This is a genomic window from Pectobacterium peruviense (assembly GCF_002847345.1).
GTDB lineage: Bacteria > Pseudomonadota > Gammaproteobacteria > Enterobacterales > Enterobacteriaceae > Pectobacterium > Pectobacterium peruviense.
In genome coordinates, this window is record NZ_LXFV01000006.1 from 267,317 (window position 1) to 286,290 (window position 18,974).

At 49.2% G+C, this 18,974-nt stretch carries 24 protein-coding genes; 3 read left to right on the forward strand and 21 right to left on the reverse strand.

Going from position 1 to position 18,974, the window contains the following annotated elements; genetic code table 11:
- Window positions 1-8: 8 nt before the first annotated feature.
- Together A0G03_RS06810 and A0G03_RS06815 are read right to left on the reverse strand one after the other, a co-directional pair.
- Entirely contained in the window at window positions 9-983 is a 975-nt protein-coding gene (locus A0G03_RS06810) for a TIGR03756 family integrating conjugative element protein (protein ID WP_048258602.1), read from the reverse strand.
- The gene (locus tag A0G03_RS06815; protein ID WP_048258601.1) at window positions 976-1,380 is read right to left on the reverse strand and encodes a TIGR03757 family integrating conjugative element protein; all 405 of its coding nucleotides are present in this window, start codon (window positions 1,378-1,380) and stop codon (window positions 976-978) included. Before A0G03_RS06815 ends, A0G03_RS06810 begins: the two co-directional genes overlap by 8 nt.
- A 194-nt stretch (window positions 1,381-1,574) precedes the next feature.
- Here A0G03_RS06815 and A0G03_RS06820 point away from each other — a divergent pair, with 194 nt between their 5' ends.
- On the forward strand, window positions 1,575-2,621 hold the full coding sequence (locus A0G03_RS06820; RefSeq protein WP_101749493.1) for an AcrVA2 family anti-CRISPR protein: 1,047 nt from the start codon (window positions 1,575-1,577) through the stop codon (window positions 2,619-2,621).
- A gap of 61 nt (window positions 2,622-2,682) precedes the next feature.
- Here the strand turns inward: A0G03_RS06820 and A0G03_RS06825 are convergent, their stop codons facing one another.
- The 11 genes from A0G03_RS06825 to A0G03_RS06875 are packed head-to-tail and all read right to left on the reverse strand — an operon-like array spanning window position 2,683 to window position 11,335.
- Window positions 2,683-3,222, reverse strand: a complete 540-nt coding sequence (locus A0G03_RS06825) for an acetyltransferase (protein ID WP_317615883.1) — start codon at window positions 3,220-3,222, stop codon at window positions 2,683-2,685.
- Complete coding sequence (locus tag A0G03_RS06830; protein WP_048258600.1) at window positions 3,219-6,080, reverse strand: conjugative transfer ATPase; 2,862 nt, start codon at window positions 6,078-6,080, stop codon at window positions 3,219-3,221. The genes A0G03_RS06825 and A0G03_RS06830 overlap by 4 nt, the downstream gene beginning before the upstream one ends.
- Window positions 6,080-6,490 carry a TIGR03751 family conjugal transfer lipoprotein gene (locus A0G03_RS06835; protein WP_048258599.1) on the reverse strand — a complete coding sequence of 137 codons (411 nt, stop codon included), beginning with the start codon at window positions 6,488-6,490 and terminating at the stop codon, window positions 6,080-6,082. The genes A0G03_RS06830 and A0G03_RS06835 overlap by 1 nt, the downstream gene beginning before the upstream one ends.
- Entirely contained in the window at window positions 6,483-6,926 is a 444-nt protein-coding gene (locus A0G03_RS06840) for a hypothetical protein (RefSeq protein WP_039290443.1), read from the reverse strand. Before A0G03_RS06840 ends, A0G03_RS06835 begins: the two co-directional genes overlap by 8 nt.
- A 9-nt stretch (window positions 6,927-6,935) precedes the next feature.
- Window positions 6,936-8,468, reverse strand: coding sequence for a TIGR03752 family integrating conjugative element protein (locus tag A0G03_RS06845; RefSeq protein ID WP_048258598.1), 1,533 nt, complete (start codon window positions 8,466-8,468; stop codon window positions 6,936-6,938).
- Window positions 8,458-9,324 carry a TIGR03749 family integrating conjugative element protein gene (locus tag A0G03_RS06850; protein WP_053075289.1) on the reverse strand — a complete coding sequence of 289 codons (867 nt, stop codon included), beginning with the start codon at window positions 9,322-9,324 and terminating at the stop codon, window positions 8,458-8,460. The genes A0G03_RS06845 and A0G03_RS06850 overlap by 11 nt, the downstream gene beginning before the upstream one ends.
- A 56-nt stretch (window positions 9,325-9,380) precedes the next feature.
- The gene (locus A0G03_RS06855) at window positions 9,381-10,037 is read right to left on the reverse strand and encodes a PFL_4703 family integrating conjugative element protein (protein WP_048258596.1); all 657 of its coding nucleotides are present in this window, start codon (window positions 10,035-10,037) and stop codon (window positions 9,381-9,383) included.
- On the reverse strand, window positions 10,034-10,396 hold the full coding sequence (locus A0G03_RS06860; RefSeq protein WP_048258595.1) for a TIGR03750 family conjugal transfer protein: 363 nt from the start codon (window positions 10,394-10,396) through the stop codon (window positions 10,034-10,036). Before A0G03_RS06860 ends, A0G03_RS06855 begins: the two co-directional genes overlap by 4 nt.
- Before the next feature lie 9 nt (window positions 10,397-10,405).
- A complete protein-coding gene (locus A0G03_RS06865; protein ID WP_048258594.1) occupies window positions 10,406-10,747 on the reverse strand; it encodes a TIGR03745 family integrating conjugative element membrane protein in 342 nt (113 codons plus the stop codon).
- Between the two features lie 26 nt (window positions 10,748-10,773).
- Entirely contained in the window at window positions 10,774-11,013 is a 240-nt protein-coding gene (locus A0G03_RS06870) for a TIGR03758 family integrating conjugative element protein (protein WP_048258593.1), read from the reverse strand.
- A 1-nt stretch (window position 11,014) separates the two neighbouring features.
- Window positions 11,015-11,335, reverse strand: a complete 321-nt coding sequence (locus A0G03_RS06875; RefSeq protein WP_039290430.1) for an integrative conjugative element protein, RAQPRD family — start codon at window positions 11,333-11,335, stop codon at window positions 11,015-11,017.
- 309 nt (window positions 11,336-11,644) lie between these two features.
- On the opposite strand from A0G03_RS06875, the gene A0G03_RS06880 reads away from it, so the two are divergent.
- Window positions 11,645-11,932, forward strand: coding sequence for a hypothetical protein (locus A0G03_RS06880; RefSeq protein WP_048258592.1), 288 nt, complete (start codon window positions 11,645-11,647; stop codon window positions 11,930-11,932).
- The gene (locus A0G03_RS06885; protein WP_048258591.1) at window positions 11,932-12,828 is read left to right on the forward strand and encodes a TIR domain-containing protein; all 897 of its coding nucleotides are present in this window, start codon (window positions 11,932-11,934) and stop codon (window positions 12,826-12,828) included. The genes A0G03_RS06880 and A0G03_RS06885 overlap by 1 nt, the downstream gene beginning before the upstream one ends.
- 104 nt (window positions 12,829-12,932) lie before the next feature.
- Here A0G03_RS06885 and A0G03_RS06890 read toward each other — a convergent pair whose 3' ends face one another.
- The 8 genes from A0G03_RS06890 to A0G03_RS06925 are packed head-to-tail and all read right to left on the reverse strand — an operon-like array spanning window position 12,933 to window position 18,900.
- The gene (locus tag A0G03_RS06890; RefSeq protein WP_048258590.1) at window positions 12,933-13,127 is read right to left on the reverse strand and encodes a hypothetical protein; all 195 of its coding nucleotides are present in this window, start codon (window positions 13,125-13,127) and stop codon (window positions 12,933-12,935) included.
- A 22-nt stretch (window positions 13,128-13,149) separates the two neighbouring features.
- On the reverse strand, window positions 13,150-13,905 hold the full coding sequence (locus tag A0G03_RS06895) for a TIGR03747 family integrating conjugative element membrane protein (protein WP_048258589.1): 756 nt from the start codon (window positions 13,903-13,905) through the stop codon (window positions 13,150-13,152).
- Window position 13,906: 1 nt separating this feature from the next.
- On the reverse strand, window positions 13,907-16,000 hold the full coding sequence (gene traD, locus A0G03_RS06900) for a type IV conjugative transfer system coupling protein TraD (RefSeq protein WP_048258588.1): 2,094 nt from the start codon (window positions 15,998-16,000) through the stop codon (window positions 13,907-13,909).
- Window positions 16,001-16,003: 3 nt separating this feature from the next.
- Entirely contained in the window at window positions 16,004-16,480 is a 477-nt protein-coding gene (locus tag A0G03_RS06905) for a hypothetical protein (protein WP_048258587.1), read from the reverse strand.
- Window positions 16,464-17,081: a restriction endonuclease gene (locus A0G03_RS06910; protein ID WP_048258586.1), complete on the reverse strand. Its 618-nt coding sequence runs from the start codon at window positions 17,079-17,081 to the stop codon at window positions 16,464-16,466. The genes A0G03_RS06905 and A0G03_RS06910 overlap by 17 nt, the downstream gene beginning before the upstream one ends.
- Window positions 17,078-17,599, reverse strand: coding sequence for an integrating conjugative element protein (locus A0G03_RS06915; RefSeq protein WP_048258585.1), 522 nt, complete (start codon window positions 17,597-17,599; stop codon window positions 17,078-17,080). The genes A0G03_RS06910 and A0G03_RS06915 overlap by 4 nt, the downstream gene beginning before the upstream one ends.
- Complete coding sequence (locus A0G03_RS06920) at window positions 17,600-18,187, reverse strand: lysozyme family protein (RefSeq protein ID WP_048258804.1); 588 nt, start codon at window positions 18,185-18,187, stop codon at window positions 17,600-17,602.
- Complete coding sequence (locus A0G03_RS06925; protein ID WP_011092173.1) at window positions 18,187-18,900, reverse strand: TIGR03759 family integrating conjugative element protein; 714 nt, start codon at window positions 18,898-18,900, stop codon at window positions 18,187-18,189. The genes A0G03_RS06920 and A0G03_RS06925 overlap by 1 nt, the downstream gene beginning before the upstream one ends.
- Window positions 18,901-18,974: the final 74 nt, after the last annotated feature.

Genomic DNA, 18,974 nt, shown 5'->3' on the forward strand with positions numbered 1-18,974 from the left:
GTTATTCCTTAAAAATTAGTGGTAGATAACAACCGCTGGCCACGACGTTGGCAGCAACTGTAGGGCTGCCAAAGGGCATAGGCTGCATTGCCATTCTCAGCTGACATGTGGTCACCATCAGGGAATACGGCGCATGAGGACGTTAGCTGTGGAGACAAACGCTGCCACTTGTGATTGTTGGTGTTTTCCACGACAGGTTCGGGAGGCCAATACCCATCACGGCGGGAGCCTGTCAGGGGCTGATAGACGTGCAGTTGACCAGAGCGAGTAATGATGTCCGCCACGCGCTGAGCGACCACAGTTGACGCTTTATCGTCATCGGTATGCTGGATAAATCCAGAGCGGGGATAAACATTCCCCCACATATTTCCTGATGCCATGCTACCGACTTCACGCTGGCCAGGAATAAGTGCCTCTGGATACAGTGATTCAGGAATTCCCGTTCGCCAGGCGAGAGAATCTAGCGTGCTCAGAAAATACGGCATGAGCGGTGTGGCGACACTGTCGCAGGAATAACCGGGAATTTGTCCACCGATAAGTGTCGAGGCTGGGTGACCTATTGCATCCGCATACCTAAATTTGATGTTGGATTTTCTTCGTCCAGGATCCTTAATGTCTGCTGCGTTACCACCGCCGGCAGTAACACCAGTTAATCCACTGGTAATCGTACTTTCCAACCCTCCAGCACCCTGGCTGACTGGAGATATTTCTGTCCAAGGGTTACCTCCTGGAGCCATGTATGTGGACACGACCGCATCGGGAATAAAGTGGGACACCTTGACGGACGTTCGTATGGTGCAACCGAAATTCGTGCAGAACAGCCAGTAACAAATGCCACTGACACGCCAGCTGATACATCCAGGCGAAATAGCGCTGGCAACAATCTGCGCGGTATTAACGGCAGCAATAGCGGCAGGCTCACATGCCGTCGTAAGCATAATGCCAACAGCAAGTGGACGGAGTCGGGTTCGCCATTTACTCATGACTCCCCCTTTCTTGCATTTTATATGTAATAGCCATGGCAACATCAGCGGTGCCGTACACCACGTAGCGATCGTCAAAAACGACAGCAGGATATTTTTGTACGCCAATTTCCCATGCATGCACCACGCCACGATAGGCCGTTTGCAGATCCTTCTCATGCTGTTGCCACTGTGGGGAACGCATGACAGCCTGAGCCTGCCCTGTCGCTTGATCCATCGAGGCTGAAAATTCGCCAAACACTGCACGCTGCAGTCGCTCCGGCGCATCCAGCCAAACTATTTGCGTTTCTGGTGTCAGATTGCTGGGAGGATGTTGCTGGTCGGTATAGACCACAGGGTTGGCCAATAATGGGGCAGGTAAAAACAGGAGAAGAAAAGCATAGATTTTGCTGTTCATCACCGCACTCCTTTAGGTTAATAAATACCCTTCAGGTTGCAGCAGGTGGGGAAGATAAGCAGCGGTAAACTCTTTTTAGACACGCGAAAATTTACATTGATAGCAGATCTTTCACTTTTTCAACTGGCTAGCGCAAATAACAAAACGTAACGATATGGTATGTTGGTCTGATAATCGAGTTAAGGGACATAACAGTGACAATACAATCAATTAAGGCGCTTAACTATACGCCAGACGCCATTAAAGACCTTAAATTTATGGAGCGCGAATTGCGCGTCGGTGCTCCTGTGGCATCATACATTATGCGGCAAGTCATCGACATGCTAGATAACAGCGTCAAATTTATCCTTCCTAACTGCTGCGATATCCTTGAACCTGAGGAATACCGCCAAACCCATTTGGATCTTGCAAGGCTTCCTTACCCAGTTGTCACGTTTGAAATTCCGTGGGTTAAGGATTCAGTAGTTCCGCATCTTAAAGGCTTTCCGGAATCGCTTTCAACTAAACGCATTGCACTCTGCTGGGAAAGCAAAACGGGATTTGAACCAATACCAGACTGTAATAAAGTTTTGAATGGTTATCCGGAGGGTGGAGTATTTATTCTTCCCATTTCCTGGTCTGATGTTTCAAAAAAATGGATTTTAGGTACAGGTTACGTATTTTTTCCTTATGAAAATACAATGCGTAAAGCAGCCTATGACGATTTACTACCCGCATCCAAAATAGCTATGGAAGCATTGCGAGATTCCGGCTTTCTGAAACCGAATGCACGCCAATTCAGTGCGGAACCGTTTATCACCTGTAGTGAATTCGCAGATGAGCTTATCAAGCAAGCAGGGGGGCGTGAACGGCTATACGCCCAACTTTTTATCGATACCCGTGATGAAGTTCAGGCGTTCATTCAAGCATGCAGTGTATTGAACTGTGAAAATATCCAGACCGTTACATTACAAAAAAAACCCACAAAAAAATTTGTAAATGGACGTCGTATCGAACCTCTGCCTCAGAAAGACCGCCCAGCTTACACCTATAAAATCCTACAACTCACTGATGAAAAAACATCCTCTGAACCGACTAAAATTGGGGCGGGGGGAGGTACAAAGCGAATGCACCTTCGCAGAGGACATATTCGTCGCAGAAATGAGAAGCTTCACTGGATTCGTCCCACCATGGTCAATGCAAATAGTGGCCAAGGATTCGTAGATAAAGACTACTCTTTGACAGTCAAAAGAAAAGCTTAACCCACATTAGCCCCCGAATCAGTTCACTGTAAGGGGGCTGTTCTACCACATGCGGCGTAACTTATGACTCAGTATTATTCTGCTCTGACGTAGCCTCTTTAATTTTGGTCAGTTTATAGCGTAGACGTTCCGTTGTAATAACCGCGGCTTTCTCGTATTGATGTGATTCCCCCTGCAAACATAACGCATCAGCGCTGATAGCGTCGATACTGCCTGCAGCTATCTCTTTCAGATACAGAACCAAATAAACCACATCAACAGCATCCGGAACAGAAATGTACCAGCGGGGATGATCGTAATCATCAATCTCTGGCCAACTCGTTGTGCCGGCAACAGAGATCAGGATATCAACACAGGGGCCGATACCGTGTCCGCCATCAAAATGCAGCGCTACTGCACCTCGAGTACCGACTCGGTGAGGATGGCACGTTACATTGCACTGCATAGGCAAGCGCTGGCGAATAGCATCACGCAACTGTTGCAGCTCGTTATCGTTTTTCAGGGAAATCCCCGCCTCGCCTTGCGGTTTCAGACTAAAAAGCATGGGAAAATGGCCACTCTCCGTTTGGATAGTCGGCGTAGGGTATTTCAATGTCATCATACTGCAACTTTCTCCTGCTCAACCAAACCACGGGCGTTATCTAATGCTGTGGCGACCCGCATTGCCGCTTCCAGCTCCGAACAATGGAATTCATTCATCAAACGACGTCGTTCCACTTTTTCTTCTTTTTCTGTCATACCGAGCGCCAAATACAAGCTGGGGGGAACGGCGCGGAACAACGCCTGGACGTTCTTCGATAATACGACGCCCTCGGTGTAGCATTTATCCAGCTTGCTGGCCGACATCAACACCGATTTCTGTTCATCGGTCAGGGATTTGAAGCGGCTGATATCATCGACCTCTTTCTTCGGCATAACCAAGCATAGCCACCATTCAGCCATGTTCAGCATTTTGCCGGCCGCGTCAGGGAAGTCCTCCAGGTTCTGCGTTGCCAGCCAGAGCCAGGCACCCAGCTTTCGCCACATTTTGACGATCTTGGTCATATATGGCGCCAGAAGCGGATTCACTGTTGCAATGTGCGCCTCATCGATGGCAAATACGATGTCTCGCTTCTTGTATTGATCGCGTTCAGCAATATTGTTAACGGTGTTAGTCAGTGACACCATCGTCAGTGCCATCTGTGCCTCATACCCTTCACGCGCAAAATAGCCCAGGTCAATCAGCGTCACATCAGCCTCTGGCCAGAGCTGCCCCTCACGGTTAAACAGTTCCGCTTCAAAACTCCCCTCTTGTGTGAACATGCTTAACGATTCGGCCATCTCTGCGGCTTTAGTCCGACGCTGTTCATTACGTTCGGTATCCATGGAGATATTGAGTAATGCACGTTGCAAATGAGAGGGCAACATTTGTTCGGAAGTCGCATAGGCAGCTTTAGCCGCCATAATTAAGGCTTCACGGATCATCGCCCTATCGGCGCGCTTCAGCTCAGCTTCTTCTTTCGTATCCCCGCCAGTAATCATCATGCGGGCTGAAATCTCCATTTCCCCCAAAATATCTCGTTTTTGTTTTTCTTTATTACCTTCTTTCTCGTCGTCTGGATCTTCGCTGTCCGCATCCAACTCAGGCAGTGCATCTGCATCAATGGCCAGAGGAACATCACTGTTCAACAACTGATAAGCGTCACCAAACAACGGAAGACTCAATCCACTATCCGGTTTGATACTGACCTTATTCACCGTCAGCCCCAGACTTTCAAAGTAATCGGCCAACAGCCCAAATGAGTTGCCGGCTTCAGCAATAAACAGTCGGGGTCTGTGGATAGCCATCACCTGCGATAACATCGCGCACATCGTTGCCGACTTCCCGGCACCGGTCGGTCCAAATATCAGCTTATGTGCATTTTGGCTGCGATCGCCTTTATTCAACGGATCGAATGAAAATACGTCGCCCCCGCGATTGAAAAAGCTGATCCCGGGATTACCCGTACCGGTTTCTCGGCCCGTTACAGGCAATAACCCTGCCAGATGCTGTACCCACGTAAGCCGGGTATACCAGTGTTTCTTATCCGTCTCCGGGTTAAAACACATAGGTAATGCCCGCAAATAGGTGTTCAGTGGTGCAACGTCATACTCCGGCCGCACTGGCTGCAAGCCAGCACCTAGCAACACCGTTGTCAGCTCTACGCATTTATGATTGAGCGTTTCCACATCATCAGCACGCAGCAAAAACGTCAGCCCAGCACGGTACAGCTTATGCCGGTTACCCAGATACTCTTTGACGGTTTTGACATCCTGGCGAACACGGCCAGACTCGGTGTTCTCCCCTACGGCATTCTTCGATAGCCGAGTAAAGTCGGCTTCCAGCTTATCTTGTGGCTGCACCACAATGGTCATGCACAGAGTGGTACCTTCCGGAAAGAGATCCATTAACGCATTGATCTTCTCCCCCCGGAGCATTTCCCCTGTAATCGCTCCGGGTTTTGGCGGGCGCCGTAATTTCTCGACCGGCAACGCACAATGCGCCTGATTATCAAACCACCATACACCGTTCTCCACGTCCGAACGTGGCGGGTTGAACCATAGCGTTTCCGTAAAATCATTGAGTACCGGCATGGTGCCATCAGGTGTATCGCGTCGGTCAAAATAGGCGGCTTGACGATATAACGTGTCTTTATCAACCCATTCCGGTGAGGGATTAAAATGACGCAGCAACCAGCCATGCACCTGATGGCCATTCTGTCGCACACACATTACACCAGCACCCGACAATGCGCTGGTCACACGTTCACAGACCTGATTGAGCATAGCGATCGGCGGCATCGGGTCTCGGTTGTTTTTACCAATCCAGCGGTATACCACCATGCGCGTACGGCGCTGCTGACCGCGCCAGGGCTGGCCGGTAATTTTGGTGTCAGTAAACAGCCCTTCAGAACGGGCAATCCCCCGTAAGTGTCGCTCAGTCTCTTTCAGCCAGGCTTCCGAAAACGGTGTACCCTGGGCATGTGGCTTAACATAGTTCCGCAGGCGGTCGATATAGGTATCGACATTGTTCTCATCCTGACAAAAGAACTGCACAATCCAGGGGTTTTCATCCAGCTCGTCAAAGCTGTCCTGTATGGCATCCTCGACCGTATCGCGAATTTGTTCCAGGCGCGCTTCCGTACGTCCTTCTGTCGCAACGGGAGAGACTTCATATACCGCTCCGACAGAAATGCCATCATCCAACAACAGGCATTTATCACTGTCTAAGAACTCTGCCCACGGCAGGTAATCGATGATTGAGGGATTAGCATGATTGAGCTTTACCTCATCCTGGATCGTCATCTTCCCTGGACGTTGCAGTGACGCTCGTCCAGCAACCTGGAGTGGAATACCTTCAGCAAGACTGCCGATCACTTCATCAGGCACTCGAATTTCCCGAGAGCGGGATAGGCGCTTTTTATTAAATAGTGAGAACATTACAGCGCCTCCACGCGTTCACCCGGCATCGCATACTGAGTCTGGCTATAGAACGGAAAGACCGTGCTGTACCCGGGAACGGGTGTACTGCCCTCCGTCAAATGAGGGAAAATGTATATCACCATGTCTGGATTCGGCAGACGGGGGAACTGTTGGCTGATTTCACTCTCCTGAGTGCGACTGTAGCTCCGATCGTCATGTAAAGACGCCTGGTTCTCCCCGGTACTCAGCGGTCGGCGTAATGCCTCTCGGGCCTGAGCAGAACGTCGAGTAGTTCCTTCTCCATCTGCGCCATTCCATAACTCCAACATGGAGTGTTCTCCAGCCGGCAGCATTTCTTCTTTTGAGGTCGAGCATCCGCTCAAGAGCGCGATGACCAGCAGCGTGACCATAATCTGGTATTTAGGCATGTTGTTCTCCAGAACGTCGGAATAAGTGAAAATGACCGGCAATGAGTGAAAATGACCGACACATCGGGTGACGGGATAATTCGGCAACCGTCATCCGTACGGTGTGCCAGTCATTAAGATGGCCCTGTTCGATAGCCATCAGGAAAGGATCGGTCTGTTTTTCCAGAAAACAGGCCAGTTCAAAGCGTTTGAGTGATGCGGGCGGTAGTTGTCTGACAAGAAAACAGCCTTCCAGCACCGGAATACAATGGCTACCGACATCAAGAAACAGAGCATTGTTAACCCAGTAAAGCGAGGCTTGTGCTGATTCAGCCAGGCTTTTGGCCAATAATTCAGAATCGGACTGACAATAATGAATATCAATCCGGAGCCTGTCGGTTGCGGATGCCGTGCTAAAGATCCAGATATTTTCCCAGCAGGCGTGAACGTCTTCCATTTCGCCTCCTTAATCTAAACCACGTTGACTGCTACCATCAGCCTGCAACGAGAAGTCATACCGAACCTTGCGACCTTTATCTTCGTAATCAATCGCCAGTTGCTTCGTAATATGCACGGCTAATCGCATGCCAGGCGGGACATAAATCGCATCAAATGTCTGCCCGTAGCGCTGTTTCACCCAGTCAGTCGTCTCATTCAGGCCACCGGCCAGCGCTTTGCCAAGGACGGCCTGCCCTGCGTCTCCCGTGAGTGAGGACGTCATCCCGCCGTAACCATTTGCTTGCGTCGTTTGCTGATTCTGGCTCAGCGCGCTGGCTGCCCCAGATCCAGCAGAGAGGGCAAAAATAGTGGGCAGATAAGTAGATGCGTTAGATTTTCGCTCGCCACTTATGCACGGGATCCCCGCTTCATCAGAAATCCAGCCAATACCACCATTAGCGCCACTTGCACCTTGATCATTGCCGCTACTACTGCCATTGCTGTTGGCGTTGGCACGCGGCAATGTGCGAACGGTACCATCGGCAAACACAAACGTAATACTATTGACCTGGCCACGAACGCACGACAACGTCCAGTCACCACTGGCAGTACCTGATACGATCGCACCTTCAACATCAGGTAAGTCAACGCCATTTGCGGTCAGGTTGTCTTTACCAATGAGTACCTTGAAGGGATAGGGGTCAGTCACAGTGCCGTTAATCGGAACGCGCCCCAACAGCGCCGTCATTGCCCGGCTACCGATCAGCGTGGAATTTTCTGGTAAGGTGTAAACGGGCTCTGCTGTAACCTCATTTTTTTCGTTCGAGTACCCTTTCACCTGTTGCTCATACGCCGCTTTCTGGCGCGTTAGCTCATTGTCGTTAAGAAAGGAGGTAGGAAACTGAGGGAGCGCTGGCATGCCAGCACTGGAAGTCTTATTAGGATCCGTTGGCTTCTGGTCTTTTGGTTGTACCCATATCAGGCCATCTGCACCTTGTGACTGGGTGCCAGTGGTACCACTTCCCATGCCGTCCAACCCTAACCCCAGAGGGATATCACCGTGCCCTGAGGATCCCAGGTAGTTACTCCCTCCGCTAATATGGCCACCGGGATTACTCATCGTATTAGCCACTTTATCGGTCAGTTCCTGGATTTTATTCTGTAGCCGTAACTGCTCATCCTGTAAGCGCTTTTGTTGCGTGTCGTAGGACTGTTGCACACCTGAAACGGCCTCATTCACTTGTCCGGATACATCGGTACTACGTCGGGTCAACACATCATTTTGTTTTTTCAGGTCCTCATTTTGTTGGCTGAGCTTGCCCAAATCACTGCGTACCTGGTTCAACGAACCAACAACCGTACGTAACGTATCCTCTGGCGTATCGCCGGCGACGCCTAACGCTTTAAGTTCATCCTGAGATAATCCCAGCGTCGTCTTAGCGGTATCAGCAGTACTCTGCGCCTGATCCGGACTCTGGCAACTCTTTACGCCAATCAATGCACCGATGGCCAGTACCGATGGCACAATCACTTTGACCAGCGTATTGGACTTAATTTGCATGAGCACGCTCCTTCTTACTGGCCTTACCTGATGCCGAACTCATTTTGGCGACCGGCTCTGCGACAAATGCCAGTTCCGGACGGCTATCGGTAACCAGATACAATGTTGTCGTGTCTTCTGGTGTGCCTATTGGCCCTACCCAACGATGCTGGAACGTGGCAGAAACAAACTGTCCCTGAAGAACACGGGGATCGAGGACGACCTTTCGACTTGATGTATTGCGAATACGCAGGGCTACAACGGAGCGCGCCCCAACGCCCCAGGCTGACAGCGTGGTAATATCAAACGGTTCAGAGGGGTATAACGTCGTGATCTTCCCAGATAGCCGAGGATTAACGGGATGAATACCACTCACTGGCTCTACCGCACGTAAAGGACCGTAGAGTGTTTGTGCGGCAAAACGGGTCAGAACGACGGGCAAGGGTGCGTTATAGCGGGGAGTCTTAGGCGCTTTCGCGTCTGGCTTCGTTTCCGAAGCAGAGGATGAGCTACTACGCTCAGATGATTTGGCTGGACGGTCGCTATTATCAACCGAGGTCACATCACCGCTGTACACCAGGCGGATAGGCTCCGTCGGGCCATTCAATGACGCTGTCACGTCGAGCAGAATAATCTCGCCGCTTTCCAAATCCTGTAACTGCAACCGCGTTTGAGGAAATGCACTGTCCGCTTTGAGATAAACTGCGCCACCGGTCGATTGTACGCGTAACTTGTCATTCAGTGCCGGAGGGAAACCAACACGAACATTTTTATCAGCAAAAATAACGCGTTCTTGCCCAATTTTTAGTGGAATTTGCAGCGGGATCCGCTCCCATTTAATTAATTCGTCAGCAGCGGCATGCCACGATACGGTCATGAGAAATGCCAGTAACCCGCGATGAAAAAACCATCGTGCTGTGGAAGGTTTCACTTTCACTGCATAATCCCCTTTTTCTCTGGCTGAGGCTGATGTGAAATTTCCAAACGCTGTGGCATAGCGTCATAACAATCCAGTGCCAGGCCAAACGGGTTACGTTCAGCATCCCCATCCCAGCGAACGACTTTTAGCGGGTAACGCACCAGTACGCGTTTGACAGGTTCGGTGTGATAATACTCATCAGTCACCAGATCCAGACGGACAACCCAGTTATCACGGCTGATAACATCTACACTCTCCGCGCTGTACCCACGCCCGGGTATCTCGTAAACCACACGAACGCGGTCCAGTAACTCATTACCCAATGAGCGTTTTTTCGCGTCTGCATTCAGAAAATCCAGGCAAGATGGCGTCAGGTACGGGGATAGGCTAAAAATTTTGCTGGGATAGTCCTGTTCACCATTTTTTGGCCAGGCATTCAACTGCTGGAAAATGTAAAACGCAAAGCTATAGACTGTCGGTGCCGGCACTTCCCACCAGGGCTTGGTACTACCAGCCCGGAGATCTGGAGGATTGTGAACCGTCAAATTGCTAGGTGCCCGCATCCAGCCGAGTATCGTGACCAGTAGCAGGACAACCAGAACGCCACAGGCAATGCGTAATGTCAGAATATGCTGGTCGCGATTTCTCACCGCGTTACGATAAATGCTCATGATCGTCCCTTAGATTGGCTACGGCGTAATGACCATCCCTGAGAGTGAATAATCAACGTCCCCTCCCCCAACCCAAATCGCCGTTTCTTTTCTCCCAACTTTTGCCAGATGTAGTTCTCAGGCTTACCGCGTTTAATTCGTGCTATCCAGTTGCCACCGAAGCCAACCACCAATAAAGGTGTCAATAACATCCCTGTAGGGATAATGACCCATCCAGCAAGAGGAATAAGAAATATGGACCACAGGAGGCCGGTAAGAGTCCCAAACAACGCAGCAAGCCCCAACTCTGGCGTGGTAAACCCTCGAAACACCACGGGTTCGGCATTCAGGCGATCGGGTAAAAAAGGAATGGTCCGCATGCCGGCACCTTACAAAATGATGTTGGCAGATTTGCCCAGCAACCAGATGATGATGACAAGCAGGATTGCTCCTACGACGACGATAGCGCCAAATTTCGTCCAGGTTGCACGTTCATTACGAACTTCAGTAAAAGTATGACCAGCAGCAATCGCAACATTAATAAACATGATGGCCGCTACCAGCAATCCACCCAGAACAATGCCATCCTGTAGATATCCTTTGATCTGCCCCATGATGCCGGAGCCACCACTAGATTGTGGAGCCTCCACGCTAGGCAAAGCAGCAAACGCAGATTGGCATAACACGCCAATGTAGAATAAGAACGAGATAAAACGGCGAAACAGAAACATGGAGAAACTCCTCTGTGTAGAAAAAATTAGCTGGCAAACATCCAAATGCTGATGACCAACAAGATCGCAGCTCTCAATACAAACCGGCCCATCGCTGCATCTCTGACTTTCTCGTTAGCCCACCCATTCCAGACATCACTTAATGCCCAGGCAGCCCATAGAAATAGCGCAGCCAACAGAAAGCCGATGCAAATGAGACTAAGTACTTGCGGATCCAAACCAGATGTAGATTTAAAGGCTGAGGATTGTGCAGCAGTCATAGACATATCAGGGCTGCTCCCGCCGGTAGTTTCCCGCAATGGAACTGGCTTCACGCGGCTGCGCCCGGGATGGCGCCAGATAGGTATCAATACCTGCTCTAATGGCATTCAAATCCGCAGTAATACGTTGATAGTCAAAATGGTATCGGGCACGATCGGCGGGGTCAGATTGCGCAGCAACAACGCGAGCACGTTCCAGCGAGGCCTGGACCTGATCGAGTAGGCGTTGCGAGCTGGCCAGTTCGTCTTTCTCTGATGCATTTGCCGCATGAGTAAACAGCAATGAAGCACCCAAAAAACAAGCAAGCCAAACTGAGGGAGAAAACATGCACACCTCACAGTAAGTTGACGGTGTGTATAGGATGAGGAATCAAGGAGGGTTGGTCAGCGATAAACCCTTTACGCAATGGTGATAATTTATTTGAAGTAGCTTAATCAGCAAGTCAGAAAGTAGTTCCTGACAAAAATGCTAATGAGAGGATCAATTTTCGTTGACCACTGAGCTACAATCGCATTATTAATACTGGCATATATGGCTGCAGTATTTAAAACATTCGCAACCTCATTATTCAAATAGAGCAATAACACACATTATTTTTCGAAATCAATTGATCTCATAGATAATTCAAGGTGACTTATGCTTAAAATTACCGGACTCGATAAGCTTCAGAAAAACCTTAAAGAAGCAGAGCGTGCGTTGGGTGAATTAGATGGTGAGTTGGGAGTAATAACCTTTAACCCCAACGAACCCTCCAGCATAGAGGCCGCTCTTCAATCCGTTGACCAAATGATTGACGAACGTCTCGGAAAATACGCCTCCAACCCTATCATTGGTCCTCTTGCTGACCAGATGAAAGATAAGTATCGAGAGAATATTCTTCAAAAAGCTACTGAAGCCAGATTGAAGCCCGAAGAGGATGAATAATGGCACAAGACATATTTAATGAAATTAATAATGCGATCCTTGATTTGCAGGCCTCACAGCTTCAGACCTACGAACGCCCACTGAAGAAACTCGCTCAACTTTTAAGGCATCCTGATCTCGAGCCCTCCAACAAGAAACTTACGGAAGGGATCGATCTAGAGGCTTTCATTACTGAAAGTGAAACAACCGGAAGAGGCATGGCTGGAAGCGCACAACTTGCCTGGCCCAATGATACCAGAGAGACATTAGGACTAACGCTGCTCTTGATCGAGAAATTGGCTGCGAATCCTGATTACGCTGCCAATTTTGGACATCACTTTTTCTATTCCGGCAATAAGCTCATCGCTGGAATCTACGCTCTCACTAGACAACTCATAATTCCCTTCATTCGCGACTACAAGAACTACGTCCAATCTGGAGGAAATACGGAAACTGCCTTAAAGCCTCAGTTTTCAAGCAAGGTTTTTATTGTTCATGGTCACGATGACGGTGCCCGAGAAACAGTAGCTCGATTTCTGGAGCGGATTGGGTTGGAGGCTATCATATTGCATGAGCAGGCCAATCAGGGGAGAACCGTTATTGAGAAAGTCGTTGCACACAGTGATGTTGGATTTGCGGTGGTCCTGCTTACCCCTGATGATGAGGGATGCATAAAAGGAGGAACACCCGAACCCCGAGCAAGGCAGAATGTATTGCTCGAATTAGGATTCTTTATTGGTCGCTTGGGCAGAGATAAGGTATGTGCATTGAAACGTGGATCTCTAGAAATTCCAAGCGATTTTGCTGGAGTTGTTTGGGAGACAATGGACAATAGTGGAGGCTGGAAACTAGCACTTGCACGCGAACTTGAGGCCGCAGGCCACAACATTGACTGGAATAAAGTAATGCTAAAATAAGTCGCCCCGGAGAGAACAACGCATTTTATCTGACGCGCCGCAAGCGGCTTGTCTGCTGACGAAGGCGTACAAAAACAAGTTTTGTACGCCTTCGTCCAGCTCAATTAAGAGACACTCATCTTCTGAAAAAGAGGATCTGCGCCAATAAATACCTCATCTGGAATATCAACCCATTCTTCCCGCAGAATATCGAATTCACCTTCATTCCAGTATCGCAGGAACATTTTACATTCGTCCGCATCCAGTTCCAGCGCAAACTGAATAGCAGCGACAGCCGCCTCACAGGATTCATCACTCATTACCATCTATCCTATTATAAAATCACAGATATTTTTTAAATGTGGCCGTCGTTACTGTGATCGCAGTACCAAATAGCAACGCTGCCGGCAACAATAATAAGTTGGGGTAGACCGCCATCGGCCAGGACAAATACAGCATAGCGGGTACATAAAAGGCAGGTTTCACCAGACGTTTGGCATGGTGATAGAGAAAACTGGATTCATAGCCAGCACCAAAGCGCCGCAGATCACGACGTCCCAGACCTTCGACAATGGCCACAATTACCACCATCGCAAACAAGGGTATCGAGAGAACCAGGATGGTGACCCTAACCAGGGTAACTACTGTGACATAGACAGTAGCCAGCAAATATTCCCGCAATGATTGTGCCAGCCAACCACTCCAGGCGTTTAAGCTACGACTGAGCTCACTATGACTGTTTGCCTGCATCTGATATTGGTTACTGACCCAATCCATAAAGCCACTGTTGATAAACGCCCAGTGATAGCCGGTGTTGATCCAATGGATTACGGTGACAGAGGGCTCGAAAAACAACAGACTACGTTTGAATTCTGACGATAAATAGCCAAGTTCAGTGTTCATCACCTGCTGACTGTGTGCCGCCCCTTCCGTTGGCCAGAAAAATGCAATACCCACATACTCAATCAGCAGACTCAACAATAATGAACCCAGAATGATACCAATCAGCTTCCATGGCCAGCCCCACAATACGTTATAAAGCAATCCATGTGGCCGCTCTGGCTTTTGTGGGGGAGGATTACGCGCAGGTTCAGCCATACTACTCACCTCCTACTTGCCGATCTGCAACAAGTGAACGCCCGCTCCACCATCCCTCACAGGAATGATAGTTACGCCGCATTTCTGTCGCAACGGCCTGCAAGTTTACTGGCATCATCGCGTCATCAATATCATTGGTCGGCAGCGGCATCCTGATTTTCCACAACTGACCACCTTCAAGCAGGGCGAACGCCTGGCCTTTAGGCAGGCTGACGACATCAGACGGCTCAATCAACGGGGTTTTTATCGTACCAACACGATCCTGAGTACTGGATGTAAAATCCTGTCCAGTCTCAACATTAGCCGTATCCGAGTGACCAGAAACCAACGTTTTACTGTAGATCTCAACCTGCGGCAGCTGTGTCGTGAGCAATTCTGCAGTTTTGTTGTCCCGGACACGCAGCATGATCAGTGTATTGAAGTTACCAATGACCTGAGCCGTTTTCGCAGCATTCCCGATACGCGCCTCGATATCTGATGACGTTTGCGTATAGGCGGTCACTTGAACGCCAGCACCACCGCCTTTGTTGATCAACGGAATGAATTCATCACCCATTAGCTCATTGAACTCATCGCAATGCAGGTTAATGACGGCTTTTTCTTCTTTCTGCTGTGGCAGTCCAGCATTAATACCATGTTTATAAATATGGCCAGCCACGCTAACCAGATCGGCAAACATGCTGTTCCCCACTGCCGTAGCAACTTCACTGTCTGTAAGGGCGTCCAGACCGATATACACAACACCTCGTTTGCGAACAATTTGTTCCCAATCAAAAATGGGGCGTGAGTCATCCATATCCAGATAGTCCGGCGACAACAGGGACGCCGTTTTACCCGTCGTCAGTTTCTCCAATAATGGTAATAAAGAGGCAACAATTTTGTCGAAATAAGTTCTGTCATAGCGAACGGCGGAGCGTAAACCGTCGAGAATAGGATCATAAAGTTTCTTACCAGCCTCTGAGCTTAATGCAACTTCTATTGCCCAAATACCCACGCTATTAGGCTGGCCCTGCATATTTCGGGGAACATCTTCATCAGTGAATACCCCTAAGTTATTGCGTATCTGCAGTTGTAGCTCGGGTAGTTCCTCTTCAATGATTTTCTCAGCATAGCGTAGATACAGGTCCGCAATATTATTGACGTAACGCATAATTAGCGTGTAGTCAGGCCGCTCACCCAATGCAACCAGTGCTCTGGCTACAATATTTACGAAACGCCACGCAAACTCTTTAAATGCAGCACTGTTCCCTTCCCCCGCCAATTGCCCAGAGATACGCGACGCCACTTCAGAGACACGCCCAAACCGCCCAACGGCGTTATAACGAGCTGATATTTCGGGCCAACCCAGATGGAAGATGTAGAGCGAATCACCTCGCCCGGCACGGTGCGCTTCAGCCCAGACTCGACGTAATAAATCAGGGTCACCCTTTGGATCGAAGACAATCGTCACGTCACCACGGCGGATATCTTGGGTAATAAACAGTTCGGCCAACCGTGTTTTTCCAACACGAGTCGTACCCAATACGATGGTATGACCGGGGCGATCGGCCAGTGGCATAGTGACATCAACCTCATCAGGCTCAATACCATGTAGTACCGGCTTTCCACCGACGGGCGGTAATGGGCGCACTGGGTTCAGAGGAGAATCTACGCTCAGTAGTTTCGTGAGCCAGGGCAAGTTATGCTCTGCTGCATTCTCTAGTTTACGGGCGGCCTGATACAGGGTTGGCGGCTGAATATAACGCTCGACCTCCGGACGTAACGTGTCACGCAGCCGTTGGGTGTGTTTCTGCGTCCACATAAATCCCTTACCGATAAACAACCGCCGTTTACTTACAGGGATCTGCTTACTACTCATCACGTAACGTGGTAGGCGTCGTAAATTACGACGGTAACGCAGTACCTTCATTCCCTGGCGGGTTCGTACCATGGCCAGAACAGCGAACCCACCGGCCGTCACATAACTGACTGAAGGGGCCAACGCAATCGCCCATGGTGCCTGCACACAGACAAATGCTACTGTAGCCGAAACTACGGCAGTGTTCAGTTCAACTGCGGGCCGCAGCAATGCCTCAATGACATAACGATCGCTCATATATCACTCATCCCAGCGCTGCTTTGCTGAAACAGCTCCTCCGTGACCATATCCATATACTCCTTTACTCATCTTATGGGATAGCCAGAAACGATAAACTCCCTCAATACACATTGAGATAAGAACGAGAAAACAATAAAAGCTATTAACGTTTTTAAGATCCCGATGAGCGATTTCTGATAATGCCACCGATTTATTAACACACTGACCGAAATACCCCCCCTCCAGCTCAATAGGTAATTCGACACAGTCTCGCACATTCATATATCCAGATGGTGCTGCTTGATAGGCCTGTGCCTGAGACGATAAAACATTCAGATAAATACGCTCAACATCTCCTTTCAATGTTCCTATAACAAAAAATAAAAACAATAATGATCCGACAATAAGGCTCGGCCACATAATTAGCATTCGATATAGCATGGTACTGAGGTCTTTTGCAAACGACATGATATATCTATAATTAATAGATACTTTCATATTCACTACCTTCTAAGTTTATCCAATTTGGATTACCAGCCAACAAAGCCAGTAATTGTTGACCGCTGATGATATAAAGGGGAAATGTATTGTTATGACTTGAACTTGCGTGCTGCTTGCTTTTAGCTCCGGTTCGTCCGGTATGAATAAATAGTCCGCAACACCGATGTTGTATCAGTAATACCGAGAATGCCTCGACATGCGCGGGGTCTATCGCTCTGCTGTAACGTTTTGCCTGGATTAGCCAACGCTGCCCTTTAATAAAGACTTGCCCGTCCAATCCACCGTTGCCGCTATATGATGCATTGCGAATCACCTTTAGCCCCTGACGCTCCATTGCCAGCAAAAGGATTTCTTCAAACACATATGGGTTAACACGACGGAGATAGGAAAAACGCTGCGCATCGCCTGCCAAAGTGGGGAGTCTTTTTAACAAGCGTTCGGCAGTTTTACGATAACGCCGATGGCGACGCACGCTAGCTTTGCCACGCCAGCGGAATAACATGCTTATAGCGGCAACAGTAAGAATGAAAAAAAGAATAGGTACAATACCCAAAACAGGTTCTGCGATCTCAGCCAGATATGGACGCTGTGGGATCATGGTTGTACCTCTGAAGATACAGAGGTCTCCGTAATCAACACGGGATAATGTCGCAATTGTAATCGACGAGCTAATTCACCACCTGACGCAGGAGCCATCTGCACATCAGGAACCAGTGAGCGCAGGGACTGAACCGCAGCCATATCCGTTACATTGACGATTAAGCCAACTGCATGCATTTGACTCAGTTTTGCAGCATTCATCTGTAGCCAGGAACGCGACGCCGGATCGCCTCCAATGAGAAATAACGCACCAATGCCTGGCAAATTCAGCGATCTGGGCGTTTCAATACCAATGGTCAGTTCTGGCGTCACAATCGGCAGCATAGCGCCTTCTCCCGGCTGGCCTTGCCAGGTACGGCTTTCAGTATTATTGCTACCGACGTTGTCCTGGCGATTAATACTCTCAAAGAAAGGCGCGGCATCTTTCCCCCCCAGATCGGCAACAACATTCAGCTCCGCATGAACAAAGAATGGGATTGCCAGCAAACACAGCATAGATGCAGAAATAATTTTCATTTATTTGACGCTCCGGGGTTCGATCCAGACAAGTTGAGTAGCATGAGCAATCTCAGGAAGGGGGGAAGCTGCTGTCGAAGGTTCAATCATGGCCAACTTGCGCTGTACCGCAGAAATGTATCTTGCCGCTGGGGCACCACCGGCCGGATGGTGGTAACAACCAACCGCACGCAACCAACTGCCCAGCTTTCTCTCGTAGCATTCACGTAGGATTTGAGCCGAAACATTCAGATTGGTATACGGTTCAAACGCATCCCAGGAGTTTGCAAAACGACGACCGTTCCAACCCCAGTTAACCTGCCCTAATCCGACATCAATATTTTTATGTGGAACCTTCTTCAAAAAACGTTGTAGTGCCTGCCAGGCTTCCAGTCGGCTGTCATATTGATAGCTCCTCCCCTGGACATTAATGCTCCAGGGCCAGGGGCGAACGCCATGAGGCAGCTTGCGGCTAGACTCCTGTAATGATTGTGCATAGAACAGCTCAGGCGGAACCTGATGTAAATACGCAACACGCTGATACCCGTCAGGCACTGACTGTCGTGACGCACTAACACTGGCAGAGAAAATACTGAATATAATCAGCATCAGAATGCCGCAACGCGCCATCCATCTTCTCCCTGTTGCAACAATACTGGCATCAAGCCATTGCCAAACCGAATCCAGCGACCACCATCATGGTTCAATGTGATCTGACGGCTCCGTACCCGCTCGGCAGGGATATTGCGCTCTCTGGCCCATTCACGCAGTTTGTTATCATCCCCGCCACTATCAACTAGGTAGATATCAACTGGGCGATTATCAGCAAGAACAGCAGCAAGGCGCGTATTGCAATTTCCGCAATCGTTAGCCTTCATAAATAGTGCCAATCTGCCGCCATTATCATGCGCAATACCACCCGCGTTACCCATATTGACGGGCAATGCATTCGGATAAATACGTTCCCAAGCAGCGTCAACCTCACGTTGAAACTTCAGGATCTTTTCAGTTCGCTGATATTCTTCTTTAACCCACTTCTCTGCTAGCTGCCGCCGTTCTGCATCACTGCGAGCCTCAATACCTAGCGTGGTTAATGGATCCAACCCAGGGGATTGAATACCGGTTTTCCCTCGAATCATGTCCTGATATCGCGCCCACTCGTCATCAGTAAGACCCCATTGCGTTGACTGAAGGCGGGATAATCCCTGATCAACAGCTCGGGTTTGTGAGTTCGCTTCAGGTGTAACATGAATACTGGTATTAACTGAGGCGTGTGCCGTTCCTGCCAAAGCAAGCACCATCGCCATTGCTTTCAATCTCATAACGGTTCCTTACTGCAATGTGAGAATTTGAGATTTCCCATTAACCAAAAAACGCGCCTGATTTCCGTCAATAC

Excerpts from the sequence above, each read along its gene's own strand:
- traD (WP_048258588.1), bottom strand. The coding sequence starts at position 16,000 with ATGAGCGATCGTTATGTCATTGAGGCATTGCTGCGGCCCGCAGTTGAA.
- A0G03_RS06815 (WP_048258601.1), bottom strand. The coding sequence starts at position 1,380 with ATGAACAGCAAAATCTATGCTTTTCTTCTCCTGTTTTTACCTGCCCCA.
- A0G03_RS06810 (WP_048258602.1), bottom strand. The coding sequence starts at position 983 with ATGAGTAAATGGCGAACCCGACTCCGTCCACTTGCTGTTGGCATTATG.
- A0G03_RS06850 (WP_053075289.1), bottom strand. The coding sequence starts at position 9,324 with ATGACCGTATCGTGGCATGCCGCTGCTGACGAATTAATTAAATGGGAG.
- A0G03_RS06835 (WP_048258599.1), bottom strand. The coding sequence starts at position 6,490 with ATGCCTAAATACCAGATTATGGTCACGCTGCTGGTCATCGCGCTCTTG.
- A0G03_RS06885 (WP_048258591.1), top strand. The coding sequence starts at position 11,932 with ATGGCACAAGACATATTTAATGAAATTAATAATGCGATCCTTGATTTG.
- A0G03_RS06910 (WP_048258586.1), bottom strand. The coding sequence starts at position 17,081 with ATGATCCCACAGCGTCCATATCTGGCTGAGATCGCAGAACCTGTTTTG.
- A0G03_RS06855 (WP_048258596.1), bottom strand. The coding sequence starts at position 10,037 with ATGAGCATTTATCGTAACGCGGTGAGAAATCGCGACCAGCATATTCTG.
- A0G03_RS06905 (WP_048258587.1), bottom strand. The coding sequence starts at position 16,480 with ATGAAAGTATCTATTAATTATAGATATATCATGTCGTTTGCAAAAGAC.
- A0G03_RS06860 (WP_048258595.1), bottom strand. The coding sequence starts at position 10,396 with ATGCGGACCATTCCTTTTTTACCCGATCGCCTGAATGCCGAACCCGTG.
- A0G03_RS06870 (WP_048258593.1), bottom strand. The coding sequence starts at position 11,013 with ATGTCTATGACTGCTGCACAATCCTCAGCCTTTAAATCTACATCTGGT.
- A0G03_RS06865 (WP_048258594.1), bottom strand. The coding sequence starts at position 10,747 with ATGTTTCTGTTTCGCCGTTTTATCTCGTTCTTATTCTACATTGGCGTG.
- A0G03_RS06895 (WP_048258589.1), bottom strand. The coding sequence starts at position 13,905 with ATGGCTGAACCTGCGCGTAATCCTCCCCCACAAAAGCCAGAGCGGCCA.
- A0G03_RS06875 (WP_039290430.1), bottom strand. The coding sequence starts at position 11,335 with ATGTTTTCTCCCTCAGTTTGGCTTGCTTGTTTTTTGGGTGCTTCATTG.
- A0G03_RS06845 (WP_048258598.1), bottom strand. The coding sequence starts at position 8,468 with ATGCAAATTAAGTCCAATACGCTGGTCAAAGTGATTGTGCCATCGGTA.
- A0G03_RS06825 (WP_317615883.1), bottom strand. The coding sequence starts at position 3,222 with ATGATGACATTGAAATACCCTACGCCGACTATCCAAACGGAGAGTGGC.
- A0G03_RS06890 (WP_048258590.1), bottom strand. The coding sequence starts at position 13,127 with ATGAGTGATGAATCCTGTGAGGCGGCTGTCGCTGCTATTCAGTTTGCG.
- A0G03_RS06915 (WP_048258585.1), bottom strand. The coding sequence starts at position 17,599 with ATGAAAATTATTTCTGCATCTATGCTGTGTTTGCTGGCAATCCCATTC.
- A0G03_RS06880 (WP_048258592.1), top strand. The coding sequence starts at position 11,645 with ATGCTTAAAATTACCGGACTCGATAAGCTTCAGAAAAACCTTAAAGAA.
- A0G03_RS06830 (WP_048258600.1), bottom strand. The coding sequence starts at position 6,080 with ATGTTCTCACTATTTAATAAAAAGCGCCTATCCCGCTCTCGGGAAATT.
- A0G03_RS06920 (WP_048258804.1), bottom strand. The coding sequence starts at position 18,187 with ATGCTGATTATATTCAGTATTTTCTCTGCCAGTGTTAGTGCGTCACGA.
- A0G03_RS06925 (WP_011092173.1), bottom strand. The coding sequence starts at position 18,900 with ATGAGATTGAAAGCAATGGCGATGGTGCTTGCTTTGGCAGGAACGGCA.
- A0G03_RS06840 (WP_039290443.1), bottom strand. The coding sequence starts at position 6,926 with ATGGAAGACGTTCACGCCTGCTGGGAAAATATCTGGATCTTTAGCACG.